The following is a 24,032-nucleotide window of genomic DNA, read 5'->3' on the forward strand; positions in this document are numbered from 1 at the left end:
GGGGGCTATATGAAGGGGATGTTAATTTAAGCTTGTCATCAAAAATCTGCGGATTTTTGATGTTTGTTGGGGCAATGACTACAGGTGCATTTTCTTTATCTGATCTTTTGCTTTTCGGGCTTCATTTTCAAGTCCGATTTTCTCAAATATTTCGAGAGCTTTTTGTGTTGATTCAATTGCTTCTTCTTTTTTGCCCATCTGTGAATAAAGCAAACCCATCTGCGCAAAGGTATAGGCTAAACCGTGCAGGTCGCCGATTTTTTTATATACCTCTGTCGACTGGTTGTATTTCTCAAAAGCTTCATTGTATTCACCTTTATCTTGGTGAATCATTGCAATCATGTGGAGTGTTTGCGCTATACCTCGCTGGTCGCCGAGTTTTTTATCAATCTCCATAGACTGTTTGTACTCCTCAAGCGCCTCATCGTATTCACCTTTAATCTTGTGAATCGTTGCGATGTTGTGGAGTGTTTGGGCTATGCCCCGCTGATTGCCGAGTTTTTTATTAATCTCCATTGACTGTCTGTATTTCTCAAGCGCCTCATCATACTCCCCTTTTTTCTGGTGAATTACTGCAATGTTGTGGAGTGTTTGGGCTATCCCCCGCTGATCGCCGAGTTTTTTATCAATCTCCATAGACTGGTTGTATTTCTCAAGCGCCTCATTGTATTCACCTTTAGTCTGGTGAATCAATGCGATGTTGTTGAGTGCCAGCGCTAAACCTTCATGGTCACCGAATTTTTCGATTATCTCCATTAACTGTTTGTACGTCTCAAGCGCTTCATCGTACTCACATTTATTCGCAAGAATTACTGCGATGTTGTTGAGATTAGCCGCTATGCCTTGTTGGTCGCCGAGTTTTTCATCAATCTCCAAAGACTGCTTGTACTTCTCAAGGGCCTCATCATATTCTCCCCTCAAATAATGAATCATACCTAATTTCAAATACCAATCTGCAAATTTATAATCATCAACGATATTTTTATTTTTGTATTCTTCCAGTAGCTCTGAGTACTGCTTATATCGCTCATTTAATTCATCAACTGTCAGGTTTTCAAGCTCACTTTCAACAATCCTTTCTGTTTTTTCAAAAGGTTGAGTTGCTTTCTCCATCCTGAACTCAAAAACGGTAGTTCGCCAGCTCCAGAAATCCGGCGCCTCTATAGCGATTTTGCTTAATGTTGCTTCATTTGACCATATGATAACAGGCTGGTTAATGTTGGAAAATTCCTCCCTCATTATATTCAGTTTTGTTAAAAATGCAGATTTACCGGATGAAGTAACAGCTTTTGAAGATTTTTCAATGCCATAAACAAAAATTGTAGCTTTGTTTTTCGTTGATGAAACTTTTTCCCTGATTTCATTTACTAAATCGCTGGAATTTTCGTCTAATTGAATGTTGATTATTTTTGTATTAAGGATTTCAAGCCTTTTTTCCAATTCATTGTATAATTCTGTCCTTAAAACCGGCTCATTGCAAAGTACAAATGCAATAGCTCCATCTTTTGAAAGAGTTATTAAGGTAACCAGTTCATCCAATTTGCTTAGTTGTTCTTGATTAAGTTCCATTTTAGTCGCTGATTAATCCCTTTTCAGTTAACAATGATTTTACGATTGGATTTACATCGCACCAATCAGTATCATTCCTGTATTCCAGAACACTTAGATTGTGCAACAACCTGACAAGCCCCTGGTCCCTCTTTAATTCTTTGGAAGTATAAATGTCCTTCAATATTGTGTAATCTTCCTCGCTAATCTGTCCCCTGTACAGGTTCCTTATATCATTTACTACAGTAATTGCAATTTCTTTGTCTATCTTATTTTTCCCTCTGGTGATCGCCCTGATAGAAGAATCACGTATTATTCTGATCAATTCCCTTACCAATCCACCGCTCATCCTGATAATATACTCCATTGCATCTTTTTCAATAAGTTCTAAAGGTGCTCTTCTACTTACAACATCTATCAAAATTTTTTCACCTTTCTTATATGTACTCCCATCCTTGTTCATGATTTTTACATTGGGATGCATACTGACTTTATCGAAATTTATAACTATCTGGCTGAACTTTTCATCATTTTTTAGTGCTATCGGGAATGTATAAATTATTTTTCCAAGCGGTTGGACCAATTGGGTTCCATGCTTATAAAAAATATCAATAGCCTTAACCGGATCGGTTTTTTCAAGGTTATCAATAACTATCAATACCTGTTTATCCGTTGTTCTTTCGATTTCAGTAATTACATCATTAATTATGTTTATAAGTTCTGAAACTTTAGGTTCGATTTTATTACGGATCACTGTTTTTGAGCTTGTTTCAGTTTTGATTTTTTTCATTAAAGTCAGGAAAAGTATAGATATTTTCGCTGAAATTCCACCGCTGTCTGTCTCTTTATCAACTTCAATTTTCTCAATAGTGCTACCCCAGGTCATTATGCGATTTGAGAGCACCTCATTTAAATTAAGACCTTCATTATCTATTTTTTCCAGCATTTTTGATAACATTGAGAGAAGCACATCTGTGTAGGATATATCATTTATATCCATAATATCAAACGCTGAGTAATGAACGATAAAAAACCCATCACTTAATTTTGAGATTAACCTGTGGAGTGCCGTGGTTTTTCCAGAACCCCTATGCCCCGTAAATAATATTTTTATCGGTTCTCTGGTTTTTAAACTTAACTCTAACCTTGTTTTTAATTCATTGATGTTTGATTCACTGTGTTCAATTTCAACATAGTATTTTTGAAAAAATTCTCTACTGAAAGTAGTTTTAGGATCAAATAAATAATAAACATCCTCCAGTGAAGTTCCAGGCAATTAAATCATCTCAACCTTAAAATAGTTAATTCAGTGTATTAATCTTTTGTAAAATTCTAATAATTAAACCGTTTCAAGAAATCGGTAATTTCAAATAACACTACTTAACATATCTCCATATATCAAGATCAGAGTAATATCGCAATTGATCTTTTGATGTTCTCGATTGGAGGAAGCGCCCATCTTGGCTCATATACAATAATTGACCGTCAAGATTGGAAGGTCCAATAGAAATCTTGATTTTTTATTTATCATACTGGAATGATTAGAGGATGGTAACGATCTGTTATTTCATTCTCACCTGCTTTCAATGTGGGGCTTTTGATCCCTGTGAGAACCGCCATGATCCGCACTCTGCCAGTAAGAGAGCTGTCCACCCTGGCACCCCATAAAACTCGTTTGGTAGGCACTTTATCCAGGATACGCTCGCCCGCAACTGCAACCTCTTCAAGTGTCATATCTTCACCGCCCGCGATATGGATCAATACACCATAAGTTGCTGAAATATCCGAGATATCTAGCAGGGGAACTGCCAGAGCATGACTGACTGCTTTAGTAATACGGTTTTCACCGTCGCCCTCACCTATACCTATAGCACCTATTCCTCCCTGCTCTGTCACGGTTCTCAGATCGGCAAAGTTGAGATTGACAATGCTTGGCTGAGTAATGGTTTCGGTAATATTCCTGACAAAATCCCCAACAAGGGCATTGGCAACTGACAGAGCATCGTTTAGAGGTAGGTCCCCGGCGATCTCACTGAGTTTGATGTTATCGATTACTATGGTAGAATCGCAACATTCTGTGAGAGCTTTTATCGCCTCCCTTGCCTTTTCCCTTCGCGCCGTCTCTAGCTTGAAAGGGATTGTTACACATGCGATGGTTAGTATTCCAAGTTCCCTTGCAACTCCCGCAACTACAGGTATTGCGCCTGAGCCAGTGCCTCCTCCCATTCCAGCTACCAGGAATAACAGGTTTACATCCTGAAGAACTGCCTTTATTTCAGGCAGATTTTCCTTGGTTGCCTCTGCTCCCATCTCAGGGGAGCCCCCGCATCCATACCCTTTGCATAATTTTTTTCCAAGCAAAATAAGCTTATCCGCCTTTCTTATCGTGGCAAGATGATTAATATCAGTATTAGCTGCTATGATTCTGCCACCTGCCATTCCCTTCTGTGAGATCCTCGTTATTATATTGCAGCCGGCACCCCCAAGACCTATTACCGCTATTGAGGGTTTTGCGGCTTTTACCATTTTACTTAAGTCAGCTGTCAAATTTGGTGCCTCTCTTTGTGCAATTAGCAAAAAACGTTGCTACTCCCATATTGTCACCAATTCGTAACATGAAGCATCCAGTACTAAAACTTTGTTATGCGATTCTTTTTCGCTCTTGTTATGGGATTTAAGCAGTTTAGAGGGTTGGGGATTGATATGGTCTACCCCTTGGCAAGCCATTTAAAACTTCTCTGCCCCAAACCTCAACCTGTTATTTTTTCACTACGATTGCACAGGTTTACATATTTCTCTCAATCGTATTGAGCACCACTTGGCTGTTCTGCCTTGCGTGCTCTCAGTTTTGCATAGAACTCTTTCTGTCTCTCTCGTTCGGCATCGGTGACTTCAGGTTTCTTCACTTTTTTAGCACCTTCTGCCAGGTCCATTGCGCTTTCCAGTCCGACCATTGTTTTTCACCTCCTTTTTATTTAATTCATCATATTTATTCTACTATTTTCAACATGATTTTTTCATTTGAAACTCCTCGTCGGGGGGTATTACAATAACCCTCCCTTTTCCCTTTTCCCTTTAACAATGACTTCCGATGGATTATAATTCTCTTGTAGTATAAATACCTGTTGCATTACTGAAATTATATTAAAAAGTAATTGTTTTCACAAATTAAATTTGACTTTGACGTTCAACGAATGGTATGCAGGACAGCGAAGATTCTTTCCGAATGAAAAAATCGGAAATTTCAAATAACATCACTTAACATATCTCCATATATCAAAATCATCCGGAGTCAAATCTATGCCCCGTCTTCCCCCAAACCAGCGCCTGACAACAAATTTCCCTGTCCTTCATTTCGGAAAAGTACCGGAATTCGATAGCAAAACATGGGATTTCCATGTTGAAGGGCTTGTTGAAAATCCAGTAAAGCTGACATACGATGAGTTGCTCGCGCTTGAAAAAACAGTGGATGTCAGCGACTTTCATTGTGTGACAGGATGGAGTCGGTTTGATAATAAATGGGAGGGCATTCGATTCAGTGACCTGGCAAAACTCGTAAGACCAAAAAGCAATGCGCGGTTCGCTACGATTGAGGCTGAGGGTGGATATACAACCAGCCTTGCACTTTCTGAACTCATGCAGCCTGATGTCATTCTTGCATACAATTTTGATGGAAAGCCGCTTGAAGCATTGCACGGCGGGCCGCTTCGGCTTGTCGTCCCGAAAAAATACGCATACAAGTGCGCCAAATGGGTGAGGAAAATTGTGTTTACGGAAGAAAAGGACTTGGGTTTCTGGGAGCAAAGGGGTTACAGCGACAGCGCAGACCCGTGGAAAGAGGAGAGGTATTCGTATTAGTGCCAATCCGAAAAATCAATAAATAGTATATCTCCGAATGAATCACAGAGTGTTGATGGATATTCAGGCTTTACTTGCCTGTAAGGTTGATGTGGTTACAGAAAGGGGCTTACGACCCCGGAAGTGAGTCCAACGGGGTCTAAGACCGCAGCATGATACCAAACGGGGACTATGGGAACCCGGGACCCGGTATGCTTTCCCGCAAGGAATATGCTATATCAAGCCTATGAACGGTAAGATACTGCAGATAGCATACTGGGAGTCGGATCAGTTCGTAGTACTGCTGAAGCAGGGTAATGCCTGTGGAGGGAAGGGACTGACAGAAGCACGATTGACATCAGGGGCACATCTGCCGCACTAGAGGTGGGAATAGATGACAACAGAACTGGTGTCTAAGACTCTACAAACTATACTTTGCGATAAAACCCGAAAAGGCAAATTCAAGCTTGGGCATTACCAGTATTATGGAATGCGCGCGGATCGGATTATCCGTGTAAATGTTAAATTTCAAGTTCAGTACGGTCAACGAATAAGGGGTTTAGCTGCCTATTTGCATGATTATCAGCTTATTCCCTATGATCGATGTTGTCAGTTATTAATGGATGTTTGTGGTTTTGAAAATGAAGCCAAAAAGTTATTGAGTCAATCTCCAGTTATCCATTTTGACCAATTTTTTAGGATGAACGGAATATGTTATGGGACAATTTGGGGGTCTGAATAGTCACATTTTTTTAATCTTATGATTTTTTTAATCCCAACATAATAAAAAGGTTCTGTTTTCATTTCGTTATATATATAAGCTATAAAACCAATTCAAAGCAGGGTGCCTTAATGAAAACATGTATAATGTGTGGTGGCGAGGGAACAAGGCTTCGTCCGCTTACTTTTGACCGGCCAAAGCCGATGATTCCGCTATTGAACAAACCATCTTTAGTTCATCTTGTGGAACATCTGGCTATTGAGGGTTTCAACGATATCGTGCTTACACTGGGTTATCTGGGTGGGGAAATTGAAGCCGCATTGGGAGATGGGAGTATGTACGGCGTGCATGTCGAATACGTCCATGAGCAGGAAAAACTGGGGACAGCAGGAGGAGTAAAGAACGCTGAAAAGCTGTTTGAAGGTGAGCCATTCATGGTAGTTGGAGGCGACCACGTAATGGATCTTGAACTTCGCGAATTTGTCCGTTTCCATGAAAAAAACGATTCACCTGTTACAATAGGCCTTATTCCGATCGATGATCCGCGCGATTATGGTATAGCGGATCTTGATGTTAATAACAGGATCAACAGGTTTTTTGAAAAACCGGGGCCTGGAGAGATATTTAGCAATCTTGCAAGTACCGGTATTTACGTTTGTGACCCGGAGATAATGAAATGGATCCCTCAAAAGAAATACGATTTTGCAAAAGACCTTTTCCCGGATATTATGAAAAAAGGTGAGAACATCAATGGTTTCCTTGTGCACGGCAAGTGGACGGATATCGGGAACCCGCAGGCTTACAGGGAAGCATGCAGATGGATGCTGGAACAGATGCCGGGCACAAAAATTTCAGGAAGACTGAATATCAAAGATGCAAGAGTAACAGGGCCAATTGAAATAGGGCATGATGTGTCGCTCGGTTCAAATTCCTCCATTGTAGGCCCTATAGTGATCGGGGAAAACACAATTATCGGGGATAATGTCCTGATAGGCCCCTACACATCGATAGGCTCAAACTGCAAAATCGGAAATAATTCAAGGATACTCTCTTCATATATATTTAATGGTGTTGAGATCGGCGCAAATACTGCGGTTTCCAGCGCTATTATTGATAATTCTACCAGGATAAAAGATTCGTGTATACTCGAAACAGGTACTGTTATCGGCCCCAGAGTTATTATCGGGGAAGAAGTGACGGTAAATTCAATGGTCAGGGTATGGCCTGAAGTCAGGGTAAAAAATGGAACTAAAGTAGACGAGAACCTCGGGAATGAGGATTTTGGAAATAATATTAAGGGTTCCTAAGTCTCTATTATTTTCACAGTCCCGTCTTTTTTCCCGATATATACTACATCTACATTTGTGAATATACCATGTTCCACAATTCCTGTGCAATACGAAAGCTCTTTATTTAATGATACAGGGTCATTGATTTTCCCGAAATCCGCATCCATTATGAAATTCCCGTTATCCGAGATGACCGGGCCATCCTTATTGACGCCCATACGTACCTGCGTTTTTCCATCGAGTTTTGCCACATTCTTTTCAACGAGTTTGCGCGCCGCTGGTATGACTTCAAGTGGAACCGGATGACTCAGCACATCAGCCATTTTTGATTCATCAACGATTACAACGAACTTTTTTGCGGATTCAGCAACAATTTTTTCACGTGTATGCGCTGCTCCGCCGCCTTTAATCGCTATGAAATTTGCGACCTGGTCCGCGCCATCAATATCAATATCAAGAACAGGATGCTCATCAAGCGTAGTGAGCTGGATACCGTTCTCAGTTGCCAGAAATGCCGACTGGTATGACGTGGGGACACCAAGGATATCCAGGCCATCGGCAACGCGTCTTCCCAGTTCTTTTATCGCATAGGCAGTTGTGGAGCCTGTACCAAGCCCCACTATCATATTGTTTTTTACAAGCCGGGCTGCATGTTCTCCGACGGCCTGCTTGGGATTTTGAGTGCAATTTTTCATGATGGGGACTTTAATAGGTTCAAATTTATTTAAGGTTTGGCATAGACCAGGTATCAATTTGTTTTATTAAACACCATGATTTGCATAAATGATAATAACAAGCTGCTACATCAATTAACTATTATGATTCCGCTTCACTGTTATCATGCCAACCAGTGCGACCCCAGGAAATGCACCGGCAGAAAGCTTGCAAGGTTTGACTTTGCAAAGCTCCACAAAAACCCAGGAACACTTCCCAGGCAAGCGATATTCCTCGACCCCTTTGCCGAGCAGGCGCTGTCACCTGCCGACAATACAAAGAATGGGATCGTAGTTCTTGATTGCTCATGGGTGGAAGTGGAACGCGTGTTCCCGATCCTCCAGAAACTTATGATGATACACCGTGCCCTTCCGTTCCTGCTTGCGGCAAATGCAGTGAATTTCGGGAAGCCTTTTAAATTAAGCACTGTGGAAGCTTTTGCTGCCGCGCTTTATATACTCGGCGAAAAGGAACAGGCTGCGCTCATTCTTAATAAATTCAAATGGGGCCCCATATTCATTGAATTGAACCTCGAACCTCTTGAGAGATACTCACAAGCAAGGGATAGCACAGAGGTTGTAAAAATCCAGAGTGATTATTTAGGTTAATGACTTATTATTGGCAAATAAGAAGAAAGAGGAGATGATTTAAATTATCTTCTCAATCCATTGTTCTTTAACAGGGCAACAAGCATTGTTATTGCAAAGACTGCAATTATTGCCTCAAATCCCGGTGTTTCTTTTGGTACCGGAGTTGAGGAGGGCTTTACCGGTGCTAAGTCTGCTGTGGTTTTCTCAACTACTTCCGTTGGCACAACCTCAGCTTTCATTGTAGTTATTGCGAAGCTTCCGAAGCTATCTGTGTTTGCCTCATAGAAGGTATACATATCATCCTCCTTTATTTCTGAGGTCACAAGATCGATCCATTTGCTGCCATCCCATCTAACCATTCTCAAATCGTTACCTGCATTCGCGATCCAGGTGTTCTCAACTCTGAATCTTATCTGTCCCTCTTCGATATTCTTACTGCTGGCCCAGACGTTCAAATTCTTATATACGGTTCCCGATAAGGCTGTTATTCCAGGGTTCTTTGTTGGACCTTTAAGAGCCTCAACTTTCAAAGCCATATTCTTTTCAGTCTCTTTGCCAGTAACAGCGATTTCGTATATACTGAGTTCAGGGATTTTAAACGTAAATAATACTGGGGTGTTTAATATAAGGTACTTTTCATTCATATCTGAGCGATCTATATTGTCATATGGCTCTGCTGATACTACCCCACCACCTATACCTCCATCACTGCTGCTGCTGCTTTGAGTTTCAGTAGTTGTTATGATGGCTGCATTTACTGTTACGGATATAATTTCAATATCAATTCCACCGTAAATATCGCTTGAACTGAATTCCCATATGTAAGTTCCAACATCACTGCTATTGGTTGACCAGGTAAATTCACCTGTCAGTGGGTCGATTGAACCTTTTGTTGCATTTGTTCCATATGTTATTGTGTCGCCATCAGCATCCGCAGCACTGACCGTGAAATTAAGCAAGTTACCGGCAGTTACGGTTTTATCCGATATTCCTGCCTGGACAGGTATATTGTTACTAATTTGTATTGCACTGGTTAAAGGAACTGGATTTAATGATCCTGTGCCCGAACTGTTGAATGCATAAACCGAAATGTTGCTCCAGCCGTGCGGGCCAGGTGTTGAATTGTAATAAGTGACAGCACTTCCGTTGTTCCATAAACCATTGACAATGACATTATAGCTGTCTGTTACATTACCAGGTCCTGAAGACCAGGTATAATTGATCCAGAAGTTGCCCTGTGAACTGGATATACTTACTGGTGATGGTGGCAGGTAGGTTTCTGCTGCGTTTACTGTTACGGTTATTATTTCAGTATCAATTCCACCGTAAATATCGCCTGAACTGAATTCCCATATGTAAGTTCCAACGTCACTGCTATTGGTTGACCAGGTAAATTCACCTGTCAATGGGTCGATTGAACCTTTTGTTGCGTTTGTTGCATATGTTATTGTATCGCCGTCAGCGTCCGTAGCACTGACCGTGAAATTGAGCCAATTACCTGCAGTTACGGTTTTATCTGATATTCCTGCCTGGACAGGTATATTGTTCTGTATGCTTGCATTGAACCATACTTTTATGCTATCCACATTACCGGATGTATCCACTGTCTGGGCTGAAAGATTCTGGGTATAATGTGGGGGATAAGTAATATTCATGAAATTAGTGGTATTACTAACATTCATATACACACTATCATTTGCGAACTTGAACATGGTATGATTAAAGTCCACAAAACCTGGATTGACCCATGTGTTATTTATCCAGAAATTACCTGTTGCCGTTTGTGGATCTGTTATGCTTGACATCGTATCAGAACGATTTGCCCTGAAATAGTCATAAATAAAAGCTCTCCCAGAAGAAGATCCGGCACCAGAAATAAATAAACCAGCCTGATTGACAACAGTGTTGAAAGTTAAACTATTTACCTGAATCCATGATCCGCCTTCACTTGTACTAAAATGCAGTATAAGAAGTGCCGGTTTTATTAAGCATTAAATAAATTGGATATGATGTAATTTTGACAGGGGTATTATATGCAGGAATATTATTTTCTTCTTTTTTCAAAATAAGATATTTAAAGCCGTTAGCAGTATAATATTCAAAATCCACAAAATTATTATCATCACTGTAAAATATAAGTCCTCCACCTTCGTAGTTTGTTGTGGGTATAGCGGATAGTTTAGTAATGATTGATAAGTTGTTATCTGTTATATCCTGAAGAAGTAACGGGGCGGTAGCATCATCTATATTTGTACCATTTGTAACATTCATTTGGAAGGATGTCCCGGTCATACTCCAATTTGAGGGACTTTCTCGTATCCAGTGCCACCTCATGGTATCTAACATACCAGTATTAAATTCATCATTATATTTTGTATCATATGATGCCAGCGCAACCTGAGTTGTCAGCATCATTAAAAATACAGATACTACCGATATCTTTCTAAGTTTTTTACCCGCTTTAATTGATTTTAACATACTTATCCTCCGGTTGTATTTTAAACACCTCTTTTAATCTTGAGAAATTTTTGAACAATACATCCGTTTATCCAGCAATGAAAAAGGTATTTTGAAGTATATATAGATAATTTAATATTTTTATGCTCAGTATAATTGCAATTATAATGATAAGATTATTCATGTATGACTGACGTAATCTTTAAGATTCGTAATCAACTGATATTGAAAATTCTTTTACGGAATTTATATATTTTGCAACTCCCTGATGGACCGGATGAACCTGGTATGCCTGCAAATCTTCTATTGAATCAAACTTCGTAATAAGTGCGATGTCATAAGAACGCTCGGAATGGAGAACATCGATACCGACCTCCAGATAGCGCAATACAGGTATCTTACCCTTCAAATCCAGCAGTACATCCCTTGCTTTTTCAACGCTCTGGATACTTCTATCTTTCAATTTAAAAAGAACTACGTGCGTGATCATGATACTCCATCAGGCTTTCAACTTCTCCTTTAACTGATTAATAGGTTTTGGATAATGACCTGCTCCCCTGTACTTTGAAGCGTAGATTGCTTTTTCAGGGCAGTGATTGTAACATATCCAGCATGCATAGCAGTTATTCATATCAAAAACCGGTTTTGGTGAACATCTAATCGCTTTATACGGACATAATTTCTCGCACACTCCGCATTCTATGCAAAGCGCCTCATCGACGAATTTTTCTCCCATATCCTTGCGTGCTTTCGTAACAGAAAACGCTGGCACCAGGCGGTTCAATAAACCCGGCCATATATTTTTTCGCTTAAGTTCCCTGCCAGCTATAAGCCGATCTAATTCATAGATAAATTTGTTAAACCTGCGCATTTCTTTTTCATTCGGAGCCTTCTCATTACCCATGCCCCTCACTATCATGGGGGGATAGCTCTCAGGCGTATGAAGGGAATGCCCTGCGATGACCAGAAAGCCCTTTTCAGTGACAAGTTTATCAAGGATCAAAAGCGTCTTTCCGCTCATGAAACCATAGGTATTGAAAACAAACGAAGGCCTGTCATCCTGCCGGGGCAGTTTTCCTATGAAACTCTGGAAAATATGCTGAACTCCCCCGTAATTTGTGAAAGTTGCAAACCCTACAACATCATATTTCTCTAAATCAGGAATGCCTCCTTCTATGATATCAAATAGATCAAACTCGATGTTTTTCATCTTGCCTGCAATGTACCGACATGCTAATTGTGTATTACCTGACCCTGAAAAGTAACAAATGATGCCTTTCATAGTTACTTCTCAACCATCAGCTTCCTTACAGGCTCAAGTATCTCATTCATATACTCAGCCGCCGCTGCTTTTAAATCCATGGGGTGTAGCGCCTTTGCAGCAAAATCAGCCTCAAGCGCATCATAACTGCTATATTGCAGGTTACCGCCGAATTTTTCGGGGCGCTTTATCACGATATCGGGATAACGCGGCGTAATGTGGTACTTAAAAAGCGCAAGCACGGGATTATCCTTTACCTCACCCTCCACGCAGAACGCGCCTTTCATTTTCTTCTTCATATCCTCGACAGAATCATCAACCGAAATGTAATTCCCTTTGCTCGATGACATCTTCCTGCCGTCAAGACCAGGAAGAATAGGGGTGTGGATGCAAACAGGCGCCTTGTAGCCGAGTTCAGGCAAACCTTCACGCGCCAGCATGTGGATCTTACGCTGGTCGATGCCCCCCACTGCAACGTCAACGCCAAGATGAGCAATATCAAGAGCCTGCATAATGGGGTATATCATCTGGGAGACCTTGGGATCTTCGGAATTCCTGCTCACTTCATCCATGCTTCGGCGCGCCCGGTTAAGTGTGGTGCTGCGGGCAAGTTTCAGTACATCAAGCATATATTCCGAACTCAGCTGGTATGAGGAGCCCAGAACAAAGTTCGTGTTCTTTTCATCAAGACCAAGTGCTATGAAGCATCTCTTGTTGTAATCAGCGATTTTTCTGACTTCTTCCATGGTCCCTTTCTCATTAAGATAAGCATGCACGTCAGCAAGAAGTACTGTAATCTTAAAACCTGCCTGCTGGAGGTCAAGAAGCTTATTGACAGTAAGCACATGTCCCATATGTATTTTCCCGCTGGGCTCATAGCCTACATATGCAGTTGGTTGTTTTTCTGAATTGATCAGTGCTTCAAGTTCTTCTTTTGTTACAATCTCTTCCGTGTTCCTTGTGATTATCGCTAATTTATCCATGGTTGCAGATTCCTGTTACCTCAAAACCTGCGGTTCTATGTCAGGCAAGCACATAAACTCTACGACTATAAAAACCATTCTTTGCCAATTGGCGTTCTCTGATATGGATTTTGGAATATAGAAATGTCGTCCGCCGGGTTCAGGCATATTGAAACCCAGTTTTACGAGTTTTTTAATAAAAACCCTGCGTTTGCATGGATTCCATTTAGGCATGAGCCTCAATGCCTTGTGGGATACCTATATTGATATCCAGATGATCTATCACAGGCAAAATATCGCCGTGCCGTATTTTGACGATAAGCCAGCCTTCAAGGACTGATTCAAGTTCTTTCTGGCACTCAAAAAGCGTATTCCCGAAAGCCATAACACCCGGACATTCCGGTATTCTTCCGGAAAAGCTGCCATCTTCAAGCTTATCGTATTGAGCTTTGCTCATCGCTTTGTTAATATATTCTATAAGTATCAGGATCACCAATTTTGCATTCTGTATTTTAACTTATCATCCAGATATACTTTTTTATGTTCCTATCCCTACAGGAGTTCGTAACAGTTCGTATTAGTTCGTTGTTTTTTTCCATGTTCATTTGTCCACGAGAAACTTCATGCAGTCACCGGAATCGTTTTTTCAGTGGTAGCCCACGAAGCGAAAATTAATGCCTGTCTAATATCTTCTTCTTCTAAATCCGGATAATCCTTTAAAATCTGTGAATTGGTTTTACCGCTTGCAAGTAATCTTAAGATAAAGGGAACAGGTATTCTTAAACCCCTTATACATGGCTGGCCAGACATGACTTCAGGATCTATGGTGATTCTATTAAGCATATATTTGTATAATTTTACTACACATGATATGATAATAGTTTCTATTCTGCAAAATAAATCTTCGATGATTCACGATATGTTCTCCACACCTGTCCGGCCTGCGCGCATCCCGCACGCGCCGGGGTCTGACAGCGGGGAGGAGAAAACAAAGAGAGGGCTGTGTTAAATGCCGTACTTCATAGATTGTATAAAAACATTGAGTTAGGCATTTTCAATCATTCACAGACATAAAAAGACAAAATTCAAGTCAATTATGTGCTCACTCGTAAACGGGAATACAGCGATCTAAGAACTTATTTCTCACCATACAAGGCTATATATAAAAATATGTATAAATATGAGATACGTATGTCGAGAGAAAATTGGAATCGGGAAGAACTGATTGTTGCATTCAATCTATACTGCAAAATCCCTTTTGGAAAAATCACATCAAGAAATCCTGAAATAATTAACTTAGCTAAAATTATTGGAAGAACTCCATCTGCTGTTGCTCTTAAATTAGTAAACTTTGCTCGTCTTGACCCTGAACTTCAACAAAGAAAGATTGCAGGAATGAGTCATGGGAGCAAAAGTGAAGAACAAATTTGGACTGAATTTCATAATAACTGGAATGAATTGGCTTTTGAAAGTGAGATATTATTAGCCCAATTTAAAGGTGAAGCTATCGAAAATTCTGCTAAAATAAATCCGGAGATATTGCCTAAAGAGGGAAAAGAAAGAGAAGTTATAATAAAAACAAGAGTAAACCAAAATTTTTTTAGATCAGCTATTCTGGCATCTTATGATAATAAATGCTGTGTAACTGGGATTTCGATACCCGAATTATTAGTATCAAGCCATATTGTTCCTTGGTCGAAAGATGAACAAAATCGATTAAATCCACATAACGGACTGTGTCTTAACTTACTTCATGATAAAGCGTTTGATAGAGGATTAATGACAATTACTGAAGACTACAAAATCAAATTATCAAGAATGATAACAAGAAATGACCATGATGAGGCGATTGAGAAGTTTTTTCTGCCTTATGATGACCAGCCTATATTATTACCCAATAAATTCTTGCCAGACAAGGATTTCTTACTATATCACTACGAAAATATATTCATAAAAATTTAATATACAGCTTTATATATATATATATATATAGGTGCTATTTTTTTGTTCTCCTTACGCCCTCATCCTTAATATCCCCCACCCCCCATTCAGTATCTAAATAATGCTCTCCATCATCATCCACCCCCAGAAATCAAAGCTCATCGTCCTCCCCATAAAAGATAACTCAAAAGAGCCCAATTTCTACGGCACCCTGATACTGAAGCAAACCCCCAAAGGCGCACGCGTAGGCAAATTCAGGATAAAGCACGGTGAAAAGGAAGACTTCAGGGCACCCGGGGAACTCATAGAACTTTTGCGCCTTGCTGACAAGATACTTATCGCAGAAGGGAATGAAGCGTCCGAGGCTGGTTTTAAAGAACTTCTCACGGCATACCAGCTTGATTACGGATATACGACAACATGCCGCCTCTGTCTTCTTGCAGGTAAATTTACAACGGATAGCCCGATACTGTTCCACAACGAATCGGTATGTGAGGATTGTGCGAAAAAAGAGCTTATAAAGGAAGCAAAAGCCATCAAACTGGGGGCTCACGGCCAGGAACGCCTCATCCAGATCCTGCTTAAAACAAAAAATCTTGACAGCGTCCTTGCAATGCTAAGCCCCGGGAAACTGGATTCTGGACTGACACGGTTTGACACAATGGCAGCGTGTAAAGTTGATAAAATGATAAAAGTGAAGGACTTGCCGCTGCACGATGATCTTAAAAAGCTCCTGCTAAAACAGATGGAAGAACTTATGCCGGTCCAGGCGCTTTCTATTGAAGCAGGTCTTCTTGAAAGAAAGAGCCAGCTGATCATTTCAGCTACCGCTACCGGAAAAACACTTATAGGCGAGCTTGCCGGCCTTTCGAACATTTTGAACAGGAAAGGCAGGATGTTGTTCCTTGTCCCTCTTGTTGCTCTTGCAAACCAGAAATATGAACAATTCACGCAGAGGTATTCTTCCATCACAACAACATCATTGCGCGTGGGCACAAGCCGCATAACCAAAGGAACCAGAGGCATCCGCACTACCCTTTCCTCGGACATCATCGTAGGCACTTATGAAGGGATTGATTTCATCATTCGGGCAGGAAATGCGCATATGCTTGGCAATATCGGAACAGTCGTTATTGATGAGGTGCACACGCTTGAGGATACAGAAAGGGGGCACAGGCTTGACGGTCTTATTGCACGCCTGAAATTCATTGCTCCCGCTGCCCAGTACGTTTATCTTTCTGCAACAGTTGGCAACCCCGGCTGGCTTTCGGAAAAACTGAACGCAGGATTAATAGAGTTCGAAGAACGACCTGTCCCGATAGAGCGGCACCTGATCTTTGCACCGGAATACGAAAAAAAGCGAATGATCGAACGGCTTGCAAGTCAGGAATATGATAAGAGATCCTCTAAGGGTTTCAGGGGACAGACTATCGTATTTACAAACTCCCGCCGTAACTGCCACATACTGGCGGAAGGGCTTTCGATAAAAGCGCTTCCGTACCATGCGGGCCTATCTTATCCAGAACGAAAAAAAGTGGAAAGGCAATTCGGGGAAGGAGGGCTGCCTGTGGTCGTTACAACAGCGGCGCTTGCGGCAGGTGTGGATTTTCCCGCGTCACAGGTCATATTTGAGTCACTTGCTATGGGTATTGAATGGCTGACCGTACGTGAGTTCCAGCAGATGCTTGGGCGCGCAGGAAGACCGGATTATCATGACCTTGGCATCGCTGTGCTTCTTGCTGACCCGGAAAGAAGGTTCGGGAAGGGAGATTCTGAGGATGAAGTCGCTTTCAGGTTGCTTCATGGTGTACTTGAGCATTTTGGCGTGGATTACGGGGATGATGAGCAGCTTGAAGAGACTCTTTCCAATATCGTGCTGGCGCATTCTCTTTCTGACATCACCAGGTTAAATGAAATGCTGCTTGGAAAAGGAGACCTGGAGTTCCTACTGGATAAACTGAAGGAATATGGTTTTATCGAAAAAAAAGATGGTGAATACCGTCCCACAAAACTTGGATATATTGTCGCGTCACATTTCCTGAGCGTGGAACAGACATTCCTGATAAAGAATGCAATTTTTAAAGGAATTAAGCCAATAGATGTTGTTACCAGCCTTGAAACCCTGGATTCTGTATATTTCAGGTATGCATCGCAATTATCGGATGCCCTGGGGACAGATATTCCGACAAGAGTTTTCGGGGCAGGGCTTGATATCATTTTTTCGGCAGACGGTTTTTCAAAGCTCAAAGAAAACCTGCGCCGCACCATGCTCGATTTTGCCAGGGAATTCATGTCATGCACCTGTAAGGATTCACCCTACTGCGGCTGTGCCGAGCGAAAATTCTCAAGCCAGGTAATAGAATTATGCGCCGAAGGCCGCGCCCCTGATGGGGTGATTAAGGAGCTGGAGAAGCAGTATGGGGTTTATGCATATACAGGCGATGTCCTCAATTATCTTGACCAGGCTGCAAGGAATCTTGAGGCTGTGGAATTGATTGCAGGGATTTTCGGGAAGAAGGAGATTAGCAGGATGGCGAAGGAATTGAGGAAAAGGATGGAAGCATGATACGAAAAAGCGTTTATAGTTCCTGCAATATAACACAGGACAAAATCATAACAAGAGATGATAGTGTGGCTGACAAAAAAATTCTAATAACGTATGCATCTTCAACAGGGAGTACTGAAAAACTTGCACAGGTAATCGCGGAAGGAATTAAAAAAGTGGAAGGCGTATCATTTGAGATGAAGAGGGCAAAAGACATCAAACCGGATGATGTGGCTTCAGCTAACGGTTATGCGTTTGGCTCACATTCTGCTTCTGAGTATATGGAAGGAGAAATTAAAAATCTCTTTGAGGGGCTCTATCCTGTAAAAGAGAAAATGATCGGCAAACCCGTATTACTTTTTACAACAGGACAGGGTAAACAGGCCGCTGCGCTTGCATCAATAGAAAAATTAGCGAGTGTATTCAACCCCGAATGGATCAAACCAGGCCTGGCAGTTAAAGGTATGCCGGGAGAATCTGATAAAGCAAATGCTCTTAAGATGGGAGAAGAACTCGCAGGTGCGGTGAAAAAAACACAAAAATCCACATATATTGTTGCGTAACAGGAATGGAAAAAAAAATTCTTCCCTTAACTCTTCCGTATCCTCACCGCATTTGCATGAGCAAAAAGCCCTTCAGCTTCAGCAAGTCCAATAATTGTATCACTTAATCCATCAAGGCCTTTCTTATCAATGATCTGCACGCTTGATTTTGTCACGAAATGGTCAATGTTCAAACCTGAGAACATCCTTGCATATCCAGCCGTTGGAAGGACATGGTTTGTTCCGGATGCATAATCACCCGCAGATACAGGCGCGTAAGAACCAACGAAAATCGAACCTGCATGCCTGATCCTGCCAAGAATGTCTTCCCTGGTCATTATTTCAAGATGCTCAGGCGCAAACTTATTTGAAAAATCAATACATTCATCAAGTGTTCCGGTGAGTATGGCTGCATTCTCAAGCGAGGTCTTGATAATTTCTGCACGTGCCACATTTTTTATCCGGATGTCTATCTCCTGCATTACCTTTTTTGCCAGGTCCTGTGATGGGGTTACAAGAACAGAAACAGCATTCGGGTCATGCTCTGCCTGGGCTATCATATCAGAAGCTATGAAATCAGCTCTTGCCGATTCATCTGCAATTATCAGCACTTCACTTGGGCCTGCAGGAAAATCAATAGCAGTTCCGCAGGCCATTTTGGCAGCTGTGACATATACATTGCCAGGCCCGACTATTTTATCTACTTTCGGAATGGTCTTTGTCCCGTAAGCCATAGCAGCAATTGCCTGTACGCCTCCTGCGCGGAAAACACGGTCTGCGCCTGCGATATGTGCGGCTGCCAGTGTCAGCGGGTTCACTGTTCCATCCGTGTTCGGGGGCGTGCATATAATAACCTGCCTTACGCCTGCGACTTTTGCAGGGATAACTGTCATAAGCGCAGTACTTGGGTAAGATGCCCTTCCTCCCGGGACATAAGCGCCTACTGACCCAAGAGGTGAAATACGTTGTCCCAGCCTGATCCCCGGTGCAAATTCCTTTATCCAATCCTTTGTGACCTGGGCCTCATGGAATGCACGGATGTTTGATGCAGCCTTTTTAAGATGTATCAGGAGCTTTTTGTCAAGTGAATAAACTGCTTCATGTATTTCCTTATGGGAAACTTCGATATTTTTTAAGGCTGCTTTATCAAATTGCACCGTATATTTTAACAGGGCAGGATCACCGTTCACTTTTATATCGTTCAGAATGGATGTTACAGAAGGCATTACTTCCTGTAACTCGCCCTGGCGCTTTAGAAGTCTCTCAATTTCGATGCCTGTGAGCATACTAATGGAATTTAGTAACATTTCATACTGATTTCAGGGTGTGGAGAGATAAATGTTTGTGTGAAGTCATCAGGTAGCAATATATTCAGTCTGTTTTCTGAACGTACTTGAACAGCGATAACTTTTTATATCATCATGCTCATTATGATATTCCTGTTATTTTCCTGCAATTGAAAAACGGGAAGCAATTACAGGTTGATACCATATTATTAATGTGGCACTATGTCACGTTATCGCAGAATTATGAATAAAACAATGAGATGTGAGTAGTTATGATCGATAAACAATATGTATGCCCTAATTGTAAACAGTCAATACCGTTAACTAGCGCAGATTTCATTCAGGGAATTGCGATGGTTTCATGTATGGACTGTGGCAGGGGTGCTTTTACTGTTGAAGATAATCTTTTGGGGTTGGAAATTTAAAATGGATGAAGAAGAAACATACAACTATCAGGAAAATGACGATGAAGAAGATCTCCTGAGATTTATTCGCGGCGGATTCGGGGCGAAATAATTTCAAGTATTCAACACAGCAATTTAACCATTATTTTTATATAGTCAACCTGCATATATTGACATGTGTTTCTACCTTTAAACGTCATGGAAATGATAAGAAAAGCAACGGGCTGGTGCCCCTGTGCAGCATCATTAAACAGTAATGAGGAGACAGATATGGTATCGTATGAAGGAAAGCTCATAGATAAAATAAAAGGCATGGGATTAAGGGAAGCTCTCAGTTTTGTGCATCTTGTGTTTGGAGCATGGCTGGTAATAACCGCGCTCAGCGTCCTGGCAAAACCAATGATTTTCCCGTGGTGGTTCATGGAAATAAACACAATTTCATCCGGGATACTACTAATAATAGGCGTGTCATCCCTGATGATCTTTTTTAATTTCATAAAATCTGCCAATATTCACAGGATACTGGCGCTTGTGAATATTACCCTGTTAATTGGTTTTTCCCTGTACCTGAGCCAGTCCCTGGTTTCAATTGAATATACATATTCTGTATTCGATAAGCCATATATGGGCTATGCTTTTGGGTTTGTGACACTCATACTTTTTACACTTATCATCGGAACACCAAGTATCCTGACTTTACTTAACAAACCCGCAGAGGAAAAAAATCCAGGATTCCTCAAAGCAACTTCATTGATTCTTATTATCATATTTGCATCTCTTGGCGTATATTATCTTTATCTGGGTAAACAAAAAGATGCCATGCTGGCAGAAGATTTCGGGGAAAATGGGGCATATAAGCTATACAGGGTCCAGGAGGGTTCAGCATCATATTATGATGCGCAACATCCTTATTTCCTTGATTCGGTCGGGGATACTACAGGACATCATATCTCAGAGGATACTTATAAAGCGATCCAATTTTTACAGAATAAAGAAACCGGTAAGGTTCTTGCATGGTGGGATTATGGACTGGAGATCAAAGCTGCGGGAAAAGAGCCTGTCATCAGTTACGCATCAGAGGCTATAAGGACTACAATAGCAAGGCCTGCGTCCTTATATGACAAATTTGAGCAGGATGAGAAAGTAGCGGATGTCTCTAGGTTTTTCGCCACTGATTCTGAGGAGGTTGCGAAGGGAATTGCCGGGAAATATGGTGCAAATATAGTGTATATATCCAGACAAAGTATGAATTACTTGATACCGGTGATGATGCTTGGAGCTAATATCACTCCCATGACCCGGGATGTCAATCTTAATACCCCTGAGTACCCTGAAACAGTCGTAAAATCTACGATGGGATATAAATTCAATTCAAGTGCACGACTAAATTATTTTGATAAGATATTCGAAAACAAGGATGTCATAATTTATCAATTAAAATAAATTTTTAAACATCTCTGAAAAATATGAAATGGATGCAATTATCATGAAAGACAGGGAGATTTTCTTTGGAACAGGCATTTTAACAATTATGGTAGGATTCTTTTTGCTGGTCTTTGTGCAATCAATCACAATGGACCTCGGCGGCGGTAATTTCATCCAGGTATCAACTATATTTGACGGGGGGTTCCTCATATTGATGGGAATAGCGATCGTATTATGCTGTTTAAAGGAATGGGATTCAGAGAAAGGAAAAAAACCTGTCATGAAAAAATAATTTTTACGGAGATATCCTTAAACTGTTAGTGAAGTTCAAAAATAACCGCAAATCATATCACAATACCTCATCCATGCTTCCGCTCCTGAAACACATGAGATCAAGCGTAACATAAGAAAATCCAAGCCTTTTAAACTCAATAGAAACCGCATCGCGCATTTCCACCAGGCGCGCCATCTCCTCCGGCGCGATCTCGACGCGGGCTAATCCGGCATGGTCGCGCACACGTACCACATTGAATCCGCGGTCACGAAGATAATTTTCGGCAGCTCCTACGCGCCTTAAAGCATCAGCCGTGATCATCTGTCCATAGGGGAAGCGGGAAGAAAGGCATGCCATCGAAGGCTTATCTGCCACAGATAAACCAAGTTTCCGGGCAATCTCCCTGATCTCTTCCTTTGTGACCTTAAATTCCACAAAAGGATTACAGATCTCCTCTTCAATGACAGCCCTGTGGCCTGGCCTGTGGTTTTTCAGGTCAGAAATATTTGTTCCTTCTATAATAGTTTTTATATCATGCTCTGCTGCTATTTTTTTTAGCTCCCTTATAAGTCCCTTTTTGCAGTGATAACATCTATCCACGGGATTTTCTGCAAATCCGGGCTCGCCAAGTTCATCGTAGCATATAATCTTATGTGAAATCCCGATCTCTCTTGCTACTGCTTTTGCGTGATCAAGCTCACCTGGGGCAAGTGTCTGTGAATCTGCTGTGACAGCAATTGCTTTTTCTCCAAGTGCCCTGAATGCCAGTGCTGCAAGGACGGAGCTATCCACGCCGCCTGAAAATGCAATAAGAACGCTGCCTTTTTCTGCAATATCCGCCAGAATAGACTGTACTTTTTCATCAATTGACATTGTGATAACAACAATCCGAAAAGATGTAAGCGTTTCTATGAAACTATTGAAAATATGTAACTACTGATTAGAATGTTTTCCATATGAAATGCAGGTAAAACAGTAAACATATTTCGAAAGAATGACATTAATGTGCTACTATCAATATCTATCATTCATGTTAGATTCTGAATCGATAGTGAGTGGCTAATTTCATGCACAATTTTTCCATCATAATAATGTTTATCATTATTTAATTTTCCATGAGAAATAAAGGGGTTAAAATAATAATAAAAATGAAAAATGATTATATGACGGTCACGAAATATGATTGACATTTCATTTAATTTCCAACCCTTTCACATATATCCCTTCATCCACAATTTCCCCTACTACTTTTCCACCCGACATCTTTGCCACATTTTTTGCATCTTTTCCGGGAATTACAACAACAAAACCCATACCCATATTGAATGTTTTATACATTTCAAGGTCTTCCACTTCTCCTTCTTCCTGCAGGAACCTGAATATCGGCTGGGGTTCCAGTGGATCATTGATGTCAAATCCATATTTTGTGATGCGGTGAAGTTTCATAAGCCCGCTTCCGGTAATATGGGCAAGCCCATGAATATCGAACTTTTTTGCCGCATCCAGTATTTCCATATAGATCCTGGTAGGCACCAGTAATTCATCCCCTATGGTGTTCTCTTCATTGTATGGAAACGGATCATGATATGAATGACCCGCATCTTTTATGATCCTTCGTACGAGGGAATATCCATTACTGTGAACACCATTTGATGGTATCCCGACAATGGCATCACCTGTTTCGATCCTCTCTCCTGTGATCACTCTGTCTTTTTGGACCATCCCCAGGCATGTTCCTGCCAGGTCAAAGCCATTAATAATATCCGGCAGGGTCGCAGTTTCCCCTCCTACGATGGTCATCCTTGATATCTCGGCGCCTTTTGCAAGTCCTTCCCCGATTTGTCCCATGATTTCATTATTGGGCTCATGTATGGCGATATAGTCCACAAATGCAAGAGGCTCTATCCCCATGGCCAGGAGGTCGTTCACATTCATGGCGATGCAGTCAATCCCGATTGTGTTCCATCTTTTCATTTCATTTGCGATCAGCACCTTTGAACCCACACCGTCTGTAGTCAGTGCAAGAGCATATTCCCCAAAATCAATAAGACCCGCATAATGGCCAACATCTGTTATCGGGGCGCCACGACCTTTGCGTTTATAAGTAAGATGTTTTGCAAGGGCAGCTATTGCCCGGTTTTCCGTATCGATATCAACGCCTGCTTTTGCATAAGTTAACGCCATACGGGCTTTAATAAGAGTGATTGCATAAAGATTTTATGATTGCGAGCAGGCG

Annotated in this window: 24 protein-coding genes; 9 read left to right on the top strand and 15 right to left on the bottom strand. The window is 41.2% G+C overall.

The features are described 5' to 3' along the window. Positions 1-78: 78 nt before the first annotated feature. The 3 genes from FIB07_02330 to ftsZ all read right to left on the bottom strand — a co-directional run bounded on the left by FIB07_02330 (position 79) and on the right by ftsZ (position 4,095). Positions 79-1,569, bottom strand: a complete 1,491-nt coding sequence (locus FIB07_02330) for a tetratricopeptide repeat protein (GenBank protein ID NJD51683.1) — start codon at positions 1,567-1,569, stop codon at positions 79-81. A gap of 1 nt (position 1,570) precedes the next feature. After that, positions 1,571-2,824: a hypothetical protein gene (locus FIB07_02335; GenBank protein ID NJD51684.1), complete on the bottom strand. Its 1,254-nt coding sequence runs from the start codon at positions 2,822-2,824 to the stop codon at positions 1,571-1,573. 251 nt (positions 2,825-3,075) lie between these two features. Continuing rightward, the gene (ftsZ, locus tag FIB07_02340; protein NJD51685.1) at positions 3,076-4,095 is read right to left on the bottom strand and encodes a cell division protein FtsZ; all 1,020 of its coding nucleotides are present in this window, start codon (positions 4,093-4,095) and stop codon (positions 3,076-3,078) included. A gap of 753 nt (positions 4,096-4,848) precedes the next feature. Between ftsZ and FIB07_02345 the strand changes: the two genes are divergently transcribed. The 3 genes from FIB07_02345 (at position 4,849) to FIB07_02355 (ending at position 7,413) form a co-directional block, all read left to right on the top strand. Then, the gene (locus tag FIB07_02345) at positions 4,849-5,406 is read left to right on the top strand and encodes a sulfite oxidase-like oxidoreductase (protein ID NJD51686.1); all 558 of its coding nucleotides are present in this window, start codon (positions 4,849-4,851) and stop codon (positions 5,404-5,406) included. 373 nt (positions 5,407-5,779) lie between these two features. After that, the gene (locus FIB07_02350) at positions 5,780-6,127 is read left to right on the top strand and encodes a hypothetical protein (GenBank protein ID NJD51687.1); all 348 of its coding nucleotides are present in this window, start codon (positions 5,780-5,782) and stop codon (positions 6,125-6,127) included. A gap of 110 nt (positions 6,128-6,237) precedes the next feature. Then, positions 6,238-7,413, top strand: a complete 1,176-nt coding sequence (locus tag FIB07_02355) for an NDP-sugar synthase (protein ID NJD51688.1) — start codon at positions 6,238-6,240, stop codon at positions 7,411-7,413. Here the strand turns inward: FIB07_02355 and rpiA are convergent. Next, positions 7,410-8,090, bottom strand: a complete 681-nt coding sequence (gene rpiA, locus FIB07_02360; GenBank protein ID NJD51689.1) for a ribose-5-phosphate isomerase RpiA — start codon at positions 8,088-8,090, stop codon at positions 7,410-7,412. The genes FIB07_02355 and rpiA overlap by 4 nt on opposite strands. Before the next feature lie 123 nt (positions 8,091-8,213). Here rpiA and FIB07_02365 point away from each other — a divergent pair, with 123 nt between their 5' ends. Further along, the gene (locus FIB07_02365) at positions 8,214-8,717 is read left to right on the top strand and encodes a DUF367 family protein (GenBank protein ID NJD51690.1); all 504 of its coding nucleotides are present in this window, start codon (positions 8,214-8,216) and stop codon (positions 8,715-8,717) included. Between the two features lie 44 nt (positions 8,718-8,761). On the opposite strand, the gene FIB07_02370 is transcribed toward FIB07_02365, so the two are convergent. From FIB07_02370 to FIB07_02405, 8 genes are all read right to left on the bottom strand, one after another. Continuing rightward, a complete protein-coding gene (locus FIB07_02370; protein ID NJD51691.1) occupies positions 8,762-10,504 on the bottom strand; it encodes a PGF-pre-PGF domain-containing protein in 1,743 nt (580 codons plus the stop codon). 148 nt (positions 10,505-10,652) lie between these two features. Continuing rightward, positions 10,653-11,177, bottom strand: coding sequence for a hypothetical protein (locus FIB07_02375; protein ID NJD51692.1), 525 nt, complete (start codon positions 11,175-11,177; stop codon positions 10,653-10,655). A 181-nt stretch (positions 11,178-11,358) separates the two neighbouring features. After that, positions 11,359-11,646: a Dabb family protein gene (locus FIB07_02380; protein NJD51693.1), complete on the bottom strand. Its 288-nt coding sequence runs from the start codon at positions 11,644-11,646 to the stop codon at positions 11,359-11,361. 9 nt (positions 11,647-11,655) lie between these two features. After that, complete coding sequence (locus FIB07_02385; GenBank protein ID NJD51694.1) at positions 11,656-12,438, bottom strand: hypothetical protein; 783 nt, start codon at positions 12,436-12,438, stop codon at positions 11,656-11,658. 2 nt (positions 12,439-12,440) lie between these two features. After that, on the bottom strand, positions 12,441-13,400 hold the full coding sequence (locus FIB07_02390) for a tyrosine--tRNA ligase (GenBank protein NJD51695.1): 960 nt from the start codon (positions 13,398-13,400) through the stop codon (positions 12,441-12,443). A 15-nt stretch (positions 13,401-13,415) separates the two neighbouring features. Then, a complete protein-coding gene (locus FIB07_02395; GenBank protein NJD51696.1) occupies positions 13,416-13,613 on the bottom strand; it encodes a hypothetical protein in 198 nt (65 codons plus the stop codon). After that, the gene (locus FIB07_02400) at positions 13,606-13,863 is read right to left on the bottom strand and encodes a type II toxin-antitoxin system HicB family antitoxin (GenBank protein NJD51697.1); all 258 of its coding nucleotides are present in this window, start codon (positions 13,861-13,863) and stop codon (positions 13,606-13,608) included. The genes FIB07_02395 and FIB07_02400 overlap by 8 nt, the downstream gene beginning before the upstream one ends. Positions 13,864-14,000: 137 nt before the next feature. Next, on the bottom strand, positions 14,001-14,222 hold the full coding sequence (locus FIB07_02405; GenBank protein NJD51698.1) for a DUF433 domain-containing protein: 222 nt from the start codon (positions 14,220-14,222) through the stop codon (positions 14,001-14,003). 348 nt (positions 14,223-14,570) lie between these two features. On the opposite strand from FIB07_02405, the gene FIB07_02410 reads away from it, so the two are divergent. The 3 genes from FIB07_02410 to FIB07_02420 all read left to right on the top strand — a co-directional run bounded on the left by FIB07_02410 (position 14,571) and on the right by FIB07_02420 (position 18,428). Beyond that, positions 14,571-15,341 (top strand): HNH endonuclease, encoded by a 771-nt coding sequence (locus FIB07_02410; GenBank protein NJD51699.1) that lies wholly within the window; start codon positions 14,571-14,573, stop codon positions 15,339-15,341. Between the two features lie 97 nt (positions 15,342-15,438). Further along, complete coding sequence (locus FIB07_02415) at positions 15,439-17,886, top strand: DEAD/DEAH box helicase (protein NJD51700.1); 2,448 nt, start codon at positions 15,439-15,441, stop codon at positions 17,884-17,886. Continuing rightward, positions 17,883-18,428: a flavodoxin gene (locus FIB07_02420; GenBank protein NJD51701.1), complete on the top strand. Its 546-nt coding sequence runs from the start codon at positions 17,883-17,885 to the stop codon at positions 18,426-18,428. Before FIB07_02415 ends, FIB07_02420 begins: the two co-directional genes overlap by 4 nt. A gap of 26 nt (positions 18,429-18,454) precedes the next feature. Here the strand turns inward: FIB07_02420 and hisD are convergent, their stop codons facing one another. Next, complete coding sequence (gene hisD, locus FIB07_02425) at positions 18,455-19,714, bottom strand: histidinol dehydrogenase (GenBank protein ID NJD51702.1); 1,260 nt, start codon at positions 19,712-19,714, stop codon at positions 18,455-18,457. A 581-nt stretch (positions 19,715-20,295) separates the two neighbouring features. Here hisD and FIB07_02430 point away from each other — a divergent pair. Further along, positions 20,296-21,540, top strand: coding sequence for a hypothetical protein (locus FIB07_02430; GenBank protein ID NJD51703.1), 1,245 nt, complete (start codon positions 20,296-20,298; stop codon positions 21,538-21,540). Between the two features lie 28 nt (positions 21,541-21,568). Further along, the gene (locus tag FIB07_02435) at positions 21,569-21,814 is read left to right on the top strand and encodes a hypothetical protein (protein NJD51704.1); all 246 of its coding nucleotides are present in this window, start codon (positions 21,569-21,571) and stop codon (positions 21,812-21,814) included. Between the two features lie 57 nt (positions 21,815-21,871). Here FIB07_02435 and larE read toward each other — a convergent pair whose 3' ends face one another. Further along, positions 21,872-22,669: an ATP-dependent sacrificial sulfur transferase LarE gene (gene larE, locus FIB07_02440; protein NJD51705.1), complete on the bottom strand. Its 798-nt coding sequence runs from the start codon at positions 22,667-22,669 to the stop codon at positions 21,872-21,874. 318 nt (positions 22,670-22,987) lie between these two features. Beyond that, a complete protein-coding gene (locus tag FIB07_02445) occupies positions 22,988-23,980 on the bottom strand; it encodes a phosphoribosylformylglycinamidine cyclo-ligase (protein ID NJD51706.1) in 993 nt (330 codons plus the stop codon). Positions 23,981-24,032: the final 52 nt, after the last annotated feature.

Source organism: Candidatus Methanoperedens sp., assembly GCA_012026795.1.
Lineage (GTDB): Archaea > Halobacteriota > Methanosarcinia > Methanosarcinales > Methanoperedenaceae > Methanoperedens.

Excerpts from the sequence above, each read along its gene's own strand:
- FIB07_02390 (NJD51695.1), bottom strand. The coding sequence starts at position 13,400 with ATGGATAAATTAGCGATAATCACAAGGAACACGGAAGAGATTGTAACA.
- FIB07_02350 (NJD51687.1), top strand. The coding sequence starts at position 5,780 with ATGACAACAGAACTGGTGTCTAAGACTCTACAAACTATACTTTGCGAT.
- FIB07_02345 (NJD51686.1), top strand. The coding sequence starts at position 4,849 with ATGCCCCGTCTTCCCCCAAACCAGCGCCTGACAACAAATTTCCCTGTC.
- rpiA (NJD51689.1), bottom strand. The coding sequence starts at position 8,090 with ATGAAAAATTGCACTCAAAATCCCAAGCAGGCCGTCGGAGAACATGCA.
- FIB07_02420 (NJD51701.1), top strand. The coding sequence starts at position 17,883 with ATGATACGAAAAAGCGTTTATAGTTCCTGCAATATAACACAGGACAAA.
- FIB07_02370 (NJD51691.1), bottom strand. The coding sequence starts at position 10,504 with ATGTCAAGCATAACAGATCCACAAACGGCAACAGGTAATTTCTGGATA.
- FIB07_02330 (NJD51683.1), bottom strand. The coding sequence starts at position 1,569 with ATGGAACTTAATCAAGAACAACTAAGCAAATTGGATGAACTGGTTACC.
- FIB07_02395 (NJD51696.1), bottom strand. The coding sequence starts at position 13,613 with ATGCCTAAATGGAATCCATGCAAACGCAGGGTTTTTATTAAAAAACTC.
- FIB07_02375 (NJD51692.1), bottom strand. The coding sequence starts at position 11,177 with ATGTTAAAATCAATTAAAGCGGGTAAAAAACTTAGAAAGATATCGGTA.
- FIB07_02365 (NJD51690.1), top strand. The coding sequence starts at position 8,214 with ATGATTCCGCTTCACTGTTATCATGCCAACCAGTGCGACCCCAGGAAA.
- FIB07_02355 (NJD51688.1), top strand. The coding sequence starts at position 6,238 with ATGAAAACATGTATAATGTGTGGTGGCGAGGGAACAAGGCTTCGTCCG.
- hisD (NJD51702.1), bottom strand. The coding sequence starts at position 19,714 with ATGTTACTAAATTCCATTAGTATGCTCACAGGCATCGAAATTGAGAGA.
- FIB07_02445 (NJD51706.1), bottom strand. The coding sequence starts at position 23,980 with ATGGCGTTAACTTATGCAAAAGCAGGCGTTGATATCGATACGGAAAAC.
- FIB07_02380 (NJD51693.1), bottom strand. The coding sequence starts at position 11,646 with ATGATCACGCACGTAGTTCTTTTTAAATTGAAAGATAGAAGTATCCAG.
- larE (NJD51705.1), bottom strand. The coding sequence starts at position 22,669 with ATGTCAATTGATGAAAAAGTACAGTCTATTCTGGCGGATATTGCAGAA.
- FIB07_02435 (NJD51704.1), top strand. The coding sequence starts at position 21,569 with ATGGATGCAATTATCATGAAAGACAGGGAGATTTTCTTTGGAACAGGC.
- FIB07_02430 (NJD51703.1), top strand. The coding sequence starts at position 20,296 with ATGGAAATGATAAGAAAAGCAACGGGCTGGTGCCCCTGTGCAGCATCA.
- FIB07_02385 (NJD51694.1), bottom strand. The coding sequence starts at position 12,438 with ATGAAAGGCATCATTTGTTACTTTTCAGGGTCAGGTAATACACAATTA.
- FIB07_02410 (NJD51699.1), top strand. The coding sequence starts at position 14,571 with ATGTCGAGAGAAAATTGGAATCGGGAAGAACTGATTGTTGCATTCAAT.
- FIB07_02405 (NJD51698.1), bottom strand. The coding sequence starts at position 14,222 with ATGCTTAATAGAATCACCATAGATCCTGAAGTCATGTCTGGCCAGCCA.